This window comes from Haladaptatus sp. W1, assembly GCF_001723155.1.
In the GTDB taxonomy this organism is placed as follows: domain Archaea; phylum Halobacteriota; class Halobacteria; order Halobacteriales; family Haladaptataceae; genus Haladaptatus; species Haladaptatus paucihalophilus.
In genome coordinates this window covers 54,725-66,497 of sequence record NZ_MEIH01000311.1, presented here as the reverse complement: position 1 = coordinate 66,497, position 11,773 = coordinate 54,725, and the positions used below count along the sequence as shown (strand labels likewise).

The window sequence follows — 11,773 nt, the reverse complement described above, 5'->3', positions numbered from 1 at the left end:
GCGCTTGAAAATCGTATCAAAGACCTCGAAGCGGAAACCCGCCAGCGGCGGCAAGTTATCATCGACATCCTCGAAGTCATCTCCGGAGCACAAGACGACGAAACGCAAAAGCAAGTACAACAGATCCTCGCAGAGGCCGACACAAAGCTATCGTAATACCCCAAATCCACTGTCCGACTCGGTATTCTCCTCCTCGTCCCTGGTCGTATCGCGTTCACTGCTCACGTTCTCGGTAGTCGGTGCTGTACCTTCCTTTCGCTCGGTGTCCACGCCGTCTTCGTTGTCCATCTCATGCTCGTCTCTCTCACCGTCTGTGACTGATTCATCGGTACTTGCACCATTCGATTTCAGTAGACCATCAGATACGTTGTCCACTAGATCGGTTAACGGCGTCTGTGTCTCGCCTTCATACAGCCGGATATCCATCGGTGTTTGCGTCTCTGGCGGAACCACGATCACGTCCCACTCGACCTCGCTCAGGTCACCATCCATTTCATACTCGGGGATCACCGGCGGCTTGATGTTTCGCTCGCCACCGCTCGGATACGCACTTGCGTTGGTGAAGATGTCGGCTGCTGTCTCGAAGCGGGCATGGACGGTGCCCTCACTGTCGCGTAGCACGTACTCGCCAGTCTGCTCGTCATGTATCCAGACGTTCTCTCGACTTCCAGGCCGGGTCATCGTCTCGCCGTCGATCGTGAGCATCTGGGTGCCGGTGTAGAATCGCCGTTCGTCAGCCACCGGGTGATTGCTCCGACAACAGAACGGATCGTGTGCGACCGTCTCATAGACATTCTCGGCGACGTCCTCTCGGGCGAAGAACAGACAGCGATGTCCGGCGTTGTGAGCTTGGGCGAGATTTTTCACTGTCTGTGAGGGCTGCGTACTGCCGGTCGTGTGTTCACTCTCAATATAGGCGTCCTTCGCTCCCGCAAGGCGATTCAAGAGGGCGTGATTGTCCCGATAGGTGGTCACTTTTGCGGTGATCTCCTCAGGATCGTCGGTGTCGTCGATTGCAAGCATCTCATCAACTCGGGCGAGACCATCCGGCATTGCGTTACCCGTCTGATCTGGGATCTCGAAGATGAAGCCGAGCTGTGTCATCGGGACATACGCATCAGCCATCGGTGCCCAGTGTTCCGCCCCGCCGTCATTCTCGCTATCGCCGACGTTCATGAAGCTCCGAGAGCGCACCTTCACTTGGCTTTGGCCGCTTTCTTCGCGATACTCAAGGTAGGCTTCGGGAATGTCCTTTAGTACATGCCGCCACGCACGTTCGGCGGTCTCAACACCACCTCGTGCAGGTAGGTAGTCTGTGAGGCGATCGAGACACGCCTCAATCGGGATGAACTCACCTGGTCGTCCCTGCCGAATACTTTCATCGTAGATGGCTTTCAGTGCCGCATCACGCGCCTTTTCATCATTTGCTGTATCGAGTGTCTTGGCGCTCGCTTTCTCCGGCGTGACGGCTTCGTTCATCCCACCAAACTTGAGCTGGCGCATCATCTCGTCATCAGTGAGTGGCGGGACTGCGAACCGCTCCAGACTTTCAGTGATAATCTCCTCCGCTTCGTCTTCGTCGCGGATGTTTGGATACGGTGCAAACGTCTTGAGCTTGAGCGCTCCAGAGAAGCGTGTCCCACCGTCTAACGGTATTCGTGACCAGATTCGATGGTTTTCGAGTTCGGTGAAATCCTCGATATCACAGTCACTCAACCGCCGTGTGAGTGGGCGGGCGTCCTCGTCATCCAGTACGCGGAAGAACACACCCGTGTTGCAGTTGTTCTTGACTGGTTTGAGTACACCTGACTCTTTGAGTTGCGTCGGATACTGGCAGGCCAGCGTCACCGAGAGACGCATTGAGCGAGCACGTGCTAGCATGTCGTCGACGTCAAGGTTCTTGTGAAGCACACGGTCGGCCTCGTCGAGGATCGCAAAGAACGGCGTTTTCTCCGCTCCTTCGATCGAGCGGTTCTGAATCGCATTCCACAGTGGCCGAAGCGTACCGAGTGTCACGAGTTGCTTGATGTCATCATCAGAGACGGCCGTGCGAACGATTACAATCTTCTCATCATCGAGGATGTCCCGAAAGTCGATCGTACTGGCGCGACACCCCGCGATCCGGCGGGTAACGGGACTCTCGACCCAGGGTTTCAGTCGGGTAATCACAGGTCGCACAGCGTCGTCATCCATCTCGGCGATTTCAGAGACGAACTCACCTACCCACGGATCGTCAATCTCGTCGGCGAAATCCTCACGCCGTTGGGCGTTCAGGAGGACGAAGTACATATCGAGCACACAGTACTGTTCGTCTCGGTCCTCGATCTCGTGATTCGCCTGCATCATCGCCCGTGCCATCGATTCCACGATGGCGTTCATCCGTGGGCCCCAGTAATCGTCACCCGATAGAACGGCCTTGAGCACCTGAATGCGGTCAGTGACGTGCTGTTCAAGCTCCATCTCGCTTTCACAGTCCGGCACTTCGAGGAAGTTGATCCCGATACTTCGATCGTGATCGTCGTCACCCGGTTCGATCCAGATCACGTCGTCATGCCGGTATTCGGGAAGTTTCTGGAGGAGTTCTTTGCTGTCCTCGGCCTTGGGGTCGAAGTAGATGAACCCGTAGCCTGCCCACGCGAGCTGCACCATCCAGTTCAGCATTTCGGTCGTTTTCCCCGCGCCAGTGGTTCCGACAACCCAGAGATGCTGGAAGAGCTGGTTGAATTCGACGGGAGCTGGGTCGAAGCCCTGCTGGGCGCTGTCGTTGTAGCCAAGCCACAGTGGCATGTCTGGATGATCACGAGCACGTTCGAGCAGTTCACGGATCTCCGGGCCAGCCACCGGTCCCTGCTCTTCGGTCTCGATGATGGTTTCGGTCATGCCGTCCGCCGCGTATTCCGCACCTGTTTGCGTGAACCCATACGGTTCGTTCGTGATCGTTGTCGGGACAGAAGCGTCTTCCTCGGCATCATCCCCCGGTGATTCATCTGTCGAATCGTCTTTCCCGGTGCCGAAGAGTCGATTAAGCATCTTTCTCCCCCGTGATGTACCCACTGTGTTCGTGGGATCCGACCGGCACCTCTTCGCCACGTTTGGTCTGGCGGCGATCAAGCTGGGCGATCGAGATATCCGCGGGTGGAAGGTGTACGATCGGGGCGATCTCTAACGACGTGAGCAGCATCTTTTCGCCCGACCACTCCCGGCGGGCCATCGTCTCTGCCAATGTGTCCGGCGAACTACTCGGCTCGACGATGAACGCCTGCTCAGTCTTTGAGTTGTAGTAGCTCGCGAAGGACGCACCGACCGCCTCGGCGTGGTGCTTGACTGCTTCCTTGTCGTCACCGACCGAGAGGTGGCGAATCATCACACCAAACGCCTTCTCCTTTGCACGCCGATCGAGGACGTTGCCGATCTCCGTTGCATCGGCTGTCTCTTTCTCGCGCTTGGTTTCGGCGAGGTCGTGGATCGTGTAGACGCCATTCAAATGATAGTAGAGTTCGGTGAGATTCGTTGTGAGAAGCCGCCCCGTCTGCCAGTTCCGCGTTGTCGGCCGAAACATGACTTGGATAACGCTCCGGATCGGTTCTCGACCAGTCGCCCCACCGGCTTTCACCGCATCATCCACGATATCGCCGAGGACGGTCTCATAGGGATCGTCTTCGCGGAAGCCTTCGAGGTCACGGCGACGAATTGGCCACCATCGGTGCTTTCGGAGTGTCCACTCACCGCCTGCCACGTAATCCCCTCATCGATGTGTATGAGGTCGGCCTCTTCCCGTCGAACGTCCGAATCAGGATACTTGTGCCGAAGGCGAGTCAGGAACCAGTGGAAATCATCACTGCACGGCAAGTAGCGGAAGCTGATCTGTTCACCGTCGTAGACGATCTCTGCTGCACGGGGCACGCTTCGTTTGCCACTCAGATCTGAGTGAGAGGGATGGACAGATTCGAACCACTCGATCGCAGTGTCTATCCCGCCGTCGTCCTTGAACGGCCGAACGCGAATGAGCTCATCAGTAGCTTGGTTGTTGGACGCTGCACCGAGTTGTGTAGCACGGTACTCGGCTGACCGACTGAAGCGGCTCATCGACCTGCCCCCGGAATAATTTTCGAGGCTCCGATCAGCACACCGACGATCGCGAGATACGACGCAACGATGTCCCCGAGCAGCGCATTGAATTCCGGTGCCGAATAGCCCAGGAACGTCGGCACGAGACTGTTCGTGAAGAAGACCGCGAACATCCGTTCAGCCAGGAACGTTGAGAGCGGCTGGACGAGTGGAACACTCGCGAGTGTATGAAACGCGGCCACTATGATCTCAACAGCTTGGAACAGGAGACTCATTCCTGCTCACCTCCATCAGTCGCCACTACCGAACGCTTTGCCGTCGTCTCACTCTCCGACTCATCACTGGGTTGCTGCCTATCATCGAAGCGGTCGCCGAGCTGGCGTTGTAAGTACTCATGCCAGTTGCCGTGGTCGCTCGGTTCGTAATCGACGATCGAGAACTCGACCGGATTCACATCCATGCTCATCTCAACCCGCTGCGGGTAGCACTCTCGCGTTCCGTCTTCGTCGACGGCGAGCAACATCTCGGAGTAGCCACGGTCTTTGTCGCCTGGTAGAGCACTATTGACGAAGGTTGCTTCCTCGGCATTGAGCCCGATTTCACTTCCGAACTCGGGCGTCATATCGTCCAAGTGGTGGAAACACATCATCGAGGAGTTGTTGAAGATGACTTCTGCCTGTGATTTGAGCGCACTCGTCCCCTCGTCGTCTTTCGCGTAGAACTCACTGATCGACTGGGTGGAGAACAACAGCGAGAGGTTGTAGTGACGGGAATGACGAACGACCTGCTCAAGGAACGTCAGGTTGTCCGCGTGCTTGGTGAGATACTGTGCTTCGTCGATCAGGATCATCGTCGGATCGTCGCTCTCTTTGGCCATCTCGTAGACCGATGTGAGGAGCAACCCGAGCATCAACCCCGTCTCACCTTTCCCCTCCTTGAGTTGGAGATCAAGGTAGAAACTCCCGCCATCGGCGTTCAAGTCGAAGCCAGTTTCCTTCGTGAAGTGCCGATAGCGTGTGCGGAACGCTTCAATGTCCTCTGAAAGCACTCGCTCGGCCGCTTCGCGGGTTCGCAGCGGGACGTCCGTTTCACTCAAATCAGCGTCAAGGAGGTCGCCCATCTGGTGAATCTCGGGGTTGTCGCCTACTCCAGCAATATGCGCAATCTCCTGAATTACGTCACGAAGTGTCGGCGATTCGTTGCCGTGCGTGCCTGGGTCTTTCGTGATTCCCTTTTCGTTGTAGGCCCGCCGTCCGGCTTTCTCCCAGACGTTCTTTTTCTCTGCTTCCAGTTCCCGCCCTTCGAGGTCGTAGAACGTCTCCACGAAACTGATGAAGCGCTCCATTGCCTCGCTGAACGGCGTGGTCCGACCAACAACGGATAGCTTCTCCTCGGGCGTCTCTTTGATCTCCAGGGGATTGAGGCCTGTCTCACCCCCCACGACAATCTGTTCAGCATCGAAGAGCTTCGACGGGCCTGCAAGCCCTTCGAGAGGGTCGATGAGGACGACGTTCATTTCGGGATTGCGTTCTTTGAGTTGGGTGAGAATCTTCTTCGACGTAGTGGACTTGCCGCTCCCAATTTTGCCGAAGACCATCATATTGTAGCCCATTCCCCGAAGATATGGATCGACAATCGTGGGTTCGTCTCGATCGTGGTGGATGCCAACCTCGATTCCCGATGGCTCGTAGATGTTGTTCGACGTATAGGGCATCTGCTTTGCCAGTGCACGCCCAAGCATCGGTGTGGCCTTATTCATCGAATCATAGACGAGCGGTGCAGCCGAGTGGGCCATCTCCTCCTGCTGGAAGTGGGCAGGAACGACCTCGCACCGAGCGGGTTGCTCTTTGAAGCGCTGTTTCATCGTCTTTGCAGCATCCAAAAGCTGCTCTTCGGAGTTGGCGCGAAGGCTCACGTAGGTACTCGTCATAAACAGCCCCGACCCTGATTCGGTCAGAGAATCCTCGATGTCCGAGGCAGCCTGCCACTTCCGATAGGCCGATTCGGCACCCCAATGGCCTTCCTGCTCTTTCTTCTCATAGTCGCTCTTGTGTTTGATCTTGTTCTTCTGGGACTGTTGCCGGGCATCGGATTTTGAGACCCCAAGCGCGTGCGTGGAGAGCGTGATATGCACGCCGGGTGTGTTCAATATGTCTCGGAACATGCCGATATCAGGGTTTTCGGGCCAATTCTCGACCCACATTCCAAGAACGTAGGTCTCCTCGTCCAGGACGAGATAGCGCTGATCATCATACCGAACCGACTCGGGAGCCAGAAATGACCGATAGTTCCCGGCGAGTGGATCACTGTCCTTTGCCTGCACATCGACCTCGTAGTCTGCGTCTACATCGGCGCTCGCACCCACAACCGGCGAATCATGGATCAATGCTCGAATCGTCTCATCAGGAATCGTGGCCGCATTGTCCGCTCGGTAGTAGGAGCGAAGCAACCGCGTGAACTCGACCAGTGAAATGGGCGTCCCAGTGATGCCATCGACACTCCCGAGTGCTTGAATGACGCTTTCGACACGCTTGTTCAGCCGAGCAGTCAAGTCAGTGCGAAGCTGCTCGAGATTATCGCCGTAGTTGTTCATCCGGCGGGCCTTGATCTGATCGCCGATCAGCGGGAGGTTGGTCGCACTGCCAAAGAGTCCGGCCGCGTCGTCCCACGATTCGGAGAGTTCGACCGGCATGACCTTCACGAGGATGTAGTGCTCGCGAACAAGCACACTCTCGTGGTCATCGTCGATAATCTCCACTCGTTCATCGAGCAGGCGACGTTGCAGGCGGTCCATCCCCGTGAGGTCTTTTTCGTCAGGGCGTTCAGCCGCCATTTCGTGATAATCCTCGCGATAGCTCTGCTTATCGAGCGAGCGAAGCGTGCTGTACTGCTCAATCTCGAAATCGACGGTTGTTGAGAGAGCTTCATCCAGCTGTTTGATGCGGTCCTCCCATTGGGATGCCGTTTTCGTACTCATATTCGCGGGATCGACGCGGATGGCGGCAACGACCGATCGGTCTGCCAATTCCACGGCGTTGTGTGCTGGGAGTGGTCGATTCACGGGCACCCACTCTTGGGTGGATTGGCCGCTGGTACTCGTCACGAATCGACGGACGAGGGGGACTGTTTGGAAGAGTTTCTGTGCGGTCGGATGCTCGTTTGGGGGTTGGGCGTTCTGACTCATTGGTTTGGACTTTGGGGTGTTGGTTTGCGGGCGATACTGTGGGTTAGCGGCGGTTCTGACGGGAGTGAAGCTTCACCGACTGCCGAGTGAGCCATTTCGTCCGTTGGGCGACGAACTCGCCTGCCGTGAGGTACTCCGGTTCGACAGCGAGCACAATCCCCGCACCCGCTAGCGCAGCGAGTGTCAGGAGAATTCTCGCGATTTGGAGTCGCTTCGGAAGGAATGGTGTGAGCACCAAGATCCCGAGTGCCGGGTAGATGGCACGAACAAGCTCGTTCATGTCCCATCGACCGAAGACGTCCCGTCCGCTGGCCATTTGATCGAGAACTTCTGCTCCAGGTGAATCTGGCATATGTGATCTAGGTGTGTAGTGGATCACCGCAGCACAGTGCCGCTCAAACACGGCACTGCTTGACTGCGAGTGGGAGGACAAGTCCCGGCCTCCGTGGTTGCAAGTCGGTACTGGCTGTCAGTCATCGGTATAGCCCTTCTTTCCGGACAACCGCCATCCGCCTTCATTTCGGCGCTTTCGCATACTTTCGTTCGGACGTGAGGGCGCCATCTCGGGCTGTGATCCCTGCCGTGTTACAGGTGATTTCCTTGGTTCAGGCGAAGGCGAGGAATCGTCTGTGCCGCCATCTGACCGAATGGCTCGGAGATTTTGGCGTCGATTGTGGAGCCAATTGGTGGTGGATTCTTTGCGCTCTTTGGCACGCTCGTAGGATTTCTCCATACCCTCTTTCGTAGGACGACTGTTCCCGGCCGCTTTGCTCATCTTCCCCGCATAGCGTCGCGTTGCGATCGACGTCCAACCGAGGATCGCGACCGACAGGATCGCACCACCGAGAAAGCCCATTCCGACGAGCATGTCGCCGAGGACTCCAAATCCGAAATCGAAGTCGATAATCAACCCAAGTCGGAGAAGGAAGGCCGCCGGGAAGACGAGGATGAGCAGCGTGAGGTAGTGCCACGCCAATCGGGCGAAAAACCCACGTATCCACTCAGCCGGTGCCGTGAGCGCCATGATCACGAGAATGGGCATGCACACCTGATAGAGGATGAGCAATGCGTGGCGCGTACCGAACATAATTGCCAAGGCAAATATCTCGGAGAGACTCGCCCCCTGGGTCAAGATGATGGTGAGTATCCCTCCAGAGGCGAGCTTGGCCAATCCATTCAGCGTCGTGGCCATCTCTGCCCCACTCGGGGCGAGCGTGGTTGCAAAGGCATTGTTCAGCCGGGCGATTGCTGTCCCGATCTGCCACCAGAGGCCGATGAACATCCCGCCAGCCGTCGTCTTAATCAGTAAGTTACCTCCATCAAGATCCCGTCCAATACCGGGTGCGGTGACCTTGATCGCGGAAAACCAGTGATTTAACACCAGCAGAACCATCGAGGTCGAGCCGACGAATGGAACGTAAAGCTGCCAGAAGATATCGTTCCAATTGGGATTCTGGTTCTCGACGGGGTAGCCGAGGATACCGAGATAGCCATCATTTGTCGGAAATGGCGTTCCGACGATAAATCCAGTAAAGGCGTTGATGAATTCCTCGATTGCCGTCGTGATTTGCTCAACAAGCCACGTGCCGGCGAGGAAGTTAATCGCGATCTTCGCGGTCTCTTTCGGCCCCGGAATATCAGGCATGAATCCACCGAAGCCGCCACTCCCGGATGAGCCACTACCCGGCGCATGCGAGCCGTTGGCTGGCGTCGTTGTCGTCGAATTATTGGCTGCAGATCCGTTGGGCGGAGTGGCTTGGAACATCGAGTGTGACGAGTGGGGAGTGGCGGCGATCGCCGAGGTAATCAGCATCGGAACGAGGAGGGCGATAGCGAGACTGACAACCAACACTCGTCGGGTGTTGGCGTGCATACGTTCCTCCTTAGACACCGGGCAGACAGCTGGTATCGACCGGGAATGCCATCCAGCCCATCATGATGCCAAGCAGCGAGAGACCAACGAGAGCGCTGATGAAGCCCTTGTGTCCTCTCATCTGCATCTGCTTGAACGTGCCTTGCTTGCCACTCGACATTGTGAGTGCCTGTCCACCACCGCCAATGAGTTGGCTCAGCGCGTACGCGCCAACGAGGAACGTCCCGCCAGCGGTGAGAAAGAACGGGAGTGCCTGTCCGATGAATTCGGATTGATTGCAGACGTTCACGCTTCCACTCGATTGGGCAGCGACACGACCGATAACGAGGCCTGATGTGAGCGCGACACTGTATGCCTTCGGAATCGCTGTTGCAACCGTCTCATCCGTGACGCCGATTGCTCGACCAGTACGCACGGCCACTGTGTCTACCAGCTCTATACCAGCGTCAACCGTCCCTGCAATTGTCTGTGAAACGGAGTCACTAGATGCTGTTTCTGACCCGTTTTTGTCGCTCTGTTCGTGGTTTCTTGAGGGAACCATATTCCATCCTACTCAACTAGAAAGAGAAATAAATAGTTTACGGACAGTAGTGTCTTTTCGTATTTGACTGTCCGTAAACTACAAAAGGGCAATGACAGACAACACTTACGTATGATACGCTACGAATTGCAGCCGATGGTTCGACTAAAGGATGTAGACAAGCAAATCCTCGACCTGTTTCACGAAGGCGATCGAACGCAATCATATCTGGTCGACGAAACAGGCTACACCCGCCAGTATATCCATCAACGATTAGAAGTGCTAGAAGCAGCGGGCTACATCGAAAACATCCACGCTAAATCCGCACTGTACCACCTCATCACCGACCCCCGCGAAAACACCGAGGACGGCGAAGAAACAAACTCATGACCGCACTCAAAACGACACTCATTGATGCGATCAAGCACAGTCGAAAAGTGCGCTTCTGGGGCGCAATTCTCCTGGCGCTCCTCGTTTGCTATGCATTTGGTATCAAGGGGATCGGATCATTCATCATCATCCTTGGTACCGCCGCCATCGCAAACTGGAGGGCGTAACGATGGGCACCCTCGGCAGAGGAGTATCTGCAATTCTGTTCGCATTTGGAGCCCCATTCATCGCGTTCGGTCTCTCCTTCATTGGATTCTGGTACTATCTCTCGATGTACCTTCCCGAAGGCTGGGCAAAACCAGCGGCGTTTCTTATTTCGCTTGTCTGTGTCTGGGGTGTCCTCCGCAATATCAGAAAAATCTGATTTCGAGGATCAAACCGGCTTTCCATTAACAGTGATATTCTCCATCACGTCACCCGATCCACGAAAGAGTATGTTCTTCGTCGCCTGCCAGCCAGGCGTCTGTACCTGCAGATTCCGAACGGTGACGTTGCTTGCTGCATCATCAACCACGAGTGCTTTCGTCGGCGACTCGTGGATTGTTATCGAGACGTTCTCAATCAACGCTTTCTGCACCCCATGAAGGACAGTGAGACTCCAACCAGTCGGCTTCTTCTGGATGATCTGTGTATTCTTGACGGTACAGGAACCATCATCGATCCGAATGGGACGCTGCTCGTAATAGAACTTGTTTCCGAACGACTGATCGATGATGACCTTGCACCCAATGATCTTCGAGTTCGTCCCGCCAATCCGGATGTTTGAGGCCTGTGAATTGCCCGCAATGCAGTTTATCACTTCAACGGTACCGTCTCCTGTGCCGGGATGTCCACCGATTACGTAGATTCCGTTGTCAGGCCACCCACCACAGATAACCCGTTCTAAGCGGAGCTTCCCCTGCGTGCGTGGATGCATCGTAATCCCCGACGTCGCCCACGACCGACCAGCATACGGCCCGCCGTGGTAGGTATCTCGCGTGTTGATCGTCTTTTGGTAGGTGAGACCACCATGTCGAATGTCGATATTCCGGGCCCGAATAAACGCATTCTCAGTCGCTGGATTCAGTCGAAATGGTCCCTGACACCCTAGCGAGTGCATTCCGACTTGCCGAATATTCTGAATCACCGATTTCCCGGCTGTGTGATGATTCAGAATCTGCATCCCTTCGTTCTTCCCGCGCCAATCAGCTGTGAACCCACCAAACACGAAGCGTCCCGTGTGTGGCGTGTCAGGCACTCCGATTTTGAAATGTTGAGCAGGGCCGTGATACTCGCCCTCGGTGACATCGAATCCCTCGATCGCGTCCACGCGCCCGTGTGTGAGGACCGCGTTCTGCCCGATAATTCCGAGATTGCGGAGTCCAACGTGACGATGGTTCGTATTCAGCTTATATCGACCAGGTGGGAAGTAGACGAGTGTGTCGTGGTCGATCACACGGTCAAGGACATCATCGATCGCGTGCTTCCCCGTGTTGTCCGCACCTTTCTTCGCAATGTTGACTCGGTGCTTGAACTGGTCGACGTACGTTGTCGGATCGAGTCCCGATGGTGTGTTCTCTGTTGAATTCGTGCTATTGGTGCTGTTCGATCCAGTATCAACCGCACCAATTCCACTGCCGTACACACACCCGGACAGTGACGCAAGACCGAGACTACCGGTTGTCGTGAGAAACGCCCGTCGACTGTGCGATTTGTGGCCATCTGTGTCAGCAGTTGGTGGTGGTGTCATAGGAGAATC

General features: G+C 55.9%; 11 protein-coding genes. 3 read left to right on the top strand and 8 right to left on the bottom strand.

What is annotated here, in order from left to right; all coding sequences use genetic code 11:
• Positions 1–147: 147 nt before the first annotated feature.
• From BG842_RS16420 to BG842_RS16385, 7 genes are all read right to left on the bottom strand, one after another.
• A complete protein-coding gene (locus tag BG842_RS16420) occupies positions 148–3,030 on the bottom strand; it encodes a type IV secretory system conjugative DNA transfer family protein (protein ID WP_069451594.1) in 2,883 nt (960 codons plus the stop codon).
• Positions 3,023–3,736 carry a hypothetical protein gene (locus BG842_RS16415; RefSeq protein WP_139136162.1) on the bottom strand — a complete coding sequence of 238 codons (714 nt, stop codon included), beginning with the start codon at positions 3,734–3,736 and terminating at the stop codon, positions 3,023–3,025. The genes BG842_RS16420 and BG842_RS16415 overlap by 8 nt, the downstream gene beginning before the upstream one ends.
• A gap of 346 nt (positions 3,737–4,082) precedes the next feature.
• Positions 4,083–4,343 carry a hypothetical protein gene (locus tag BG842_RS16405; RefSeq protein ID WP_069451591.1) on the bottom strand — a complete coding sequence of 87 codons (261 nt, stop codon included), beginning with the start codon at positions 4,341–4,343 and terminating at the stop codon, positions 4,083–4,085.
• Positions 4,340–7,045: a VirB4 family type IV secretion system protein gene (locus tag BG842_RS16400; protein WP_139136161.1), complete on the bottom strand. Its 2,706-nt coding sequence runs from the start codon at positions 7,043–7,045 to the stop codon at positions 4,340–4,342. The genes BG842_RS16405 and BG842_RS16400 overlap by 4 nt, the downstream gene beginning before the upstream one ends.
• A 250-nt stretch (positions 7,046–7,295) precedes the next feature.
• Positions 7,296–7,532 carry a hypothetical protein gene (locus BG842_RS16395; protein WP_139136160.1) on the bottom strand — a complete coding sequence of 79 codons (237 nt, stop codon included), beginning with the start codon at positions 7,530–7,532 and terminating at the stop codon, positions 7,296–7,298.
• 189 nt (positions 7,533–7,721) lie between these two features.
• On the bottom strand, positions 7,722–9,125 hold the full coding sequence (locus BG842_RS16390; protein WP_069451588.1) for a hypothetical protein: 1,404 nt from the start codon (positions 9,123–9,125) through the stop codon (positions 7,722–7,724).
• 10 nt (positions 9,126–9,135) lie between these two features.
• Positions 9,136–9,546, bottom strand: coding sequence for a hypothetical protein (locus BG842_RS16385; protein ID WP_139136159.1), 411 nt, complete (start codon positions 9,544–9,546; stop codon positions 9,136–9,138).
• A gap of 231 nt (positions 9,547–9,777) precedes the next feature.
• Between BG842_RS16385 and BG842_RS16380 the strand changes: the two genes are divergently transcribed.
• Genes BG842_RS16380 through BG842_RS16375 form a run of 3 tightly spaced genes read left to right on the top strand, consistent with a single transcriptional unit; the run spans position 9,778 to position 10,399 of the window.
• Positions 9,778–10,035 (top strand): winged helix-turn-helix domain-containing protein, encoded by a 258-nt coding sequence (locus BG842_RS16380; RefSeq protein WP_217493338.1) that lies wholly within the window; start codon positions 9,778–9,780, stop codon positions 10,033–10,035.
• The gene (locus tag BG842_RS30005; protein WP_175424186.1) at positions 10,032–10,202 is read left to right on the top strand and encodes a hypothetical protein; all 171 of its coding nucleotides are present in this window, start codon (positions 10,032–10,034) and stop codon (positions 10,200–10,202) included. Before BG842_RS16380 ends, BG842_RS30005 begins: the two co-directional genes overlap by 4 nt.
• Positions 10,203–10,204: 2 nt before the next feature.
• A complete protein-coding gene (locus tag BG842_RS16375; RefSeq protein ID WP_069451585.1) occupies positions 10,205–10,399 on the top strand; it encodes a hypothetical protein in 195 nt (64 codons plus the stop codon).
• 9 nt (positions 10,400–10,408) lie between these two features.
• Here the strand turns inward: BG842_RS16375 and BG842_RS16370 are convergent, their stop codons facing one another.
• On the bottom strand, positions 10,409–11,659 hold the full coding sequence (locus BG842_RS16370; protein WP_254663248.1) for a hypothetical protein: 1,251 nt from the start codon (positions 11,657–11,659) through the stop codon (positions 10,409–10,411).
• Positions 11,660–11,773 lie beyond the last annotated feature (114 nt).

Excerpts from the sequence above, each read along its gene's own strand:
- BG842_RS16405 (WP_069451591.1), bottom strand. The coding sequence starts at position 4,343 with ATGAGTCTCCTGTTCCAAGCTGTTGAGATCATAGTGGCCGCGTTTCAT.
- BG842_RS30005 (WP_175424186.1), top strand. The coding sequence starts at position 10,032 with ATGACCGCACTCAAAACGACACTCATTGATGCGATCAAGCACAGTCGA.
- BG842_RS16375 (WP_069451585.1), top strand. The coding sequence starts at position 10,205 with ATGGGCACCCTCGGCAGAGGAGTATCTGCAATTCTGTTCGCATTTGGA.
- BG842_RS16380 (WP_217493338.1), top strand. The coding sequence starts at position 9,778 with ATGATACGCTACGAATTGCAGCCGATGGTTCGACTAAAGGATGTAGAC.
- BG842_RS16420 (WP_069451594.1), bottom strand. The coding sequence starts at position 3,030 with ATGCTTAATCGACTCTTCGGCACCGGGAAAGACGATTCGACAGATGAA.
- BG842_RS16400 (WP_139136161.1), bottom strand. The coding sequence starts at position 7,045 with ATGAGTACGAAAACGGCATCCCAATGGGAGGACCGCATCAAACAGCTG.
- BG842_RS16395 (WP_139136160.1), bottom strand. The coding sequence starts at position 7,532 with ATGAACGAGCTTGTTCGTGCCATCTACCCGGCACTCGGGATCTTGGTG.
- BG842_RS16390 (WP_069451588.1), bottom strand. The coding sequence starts at position 9,125 with ATGCACGCCAACACCCGACGAGTGTTGGTTGTCAGTCTCGCTATCGCC.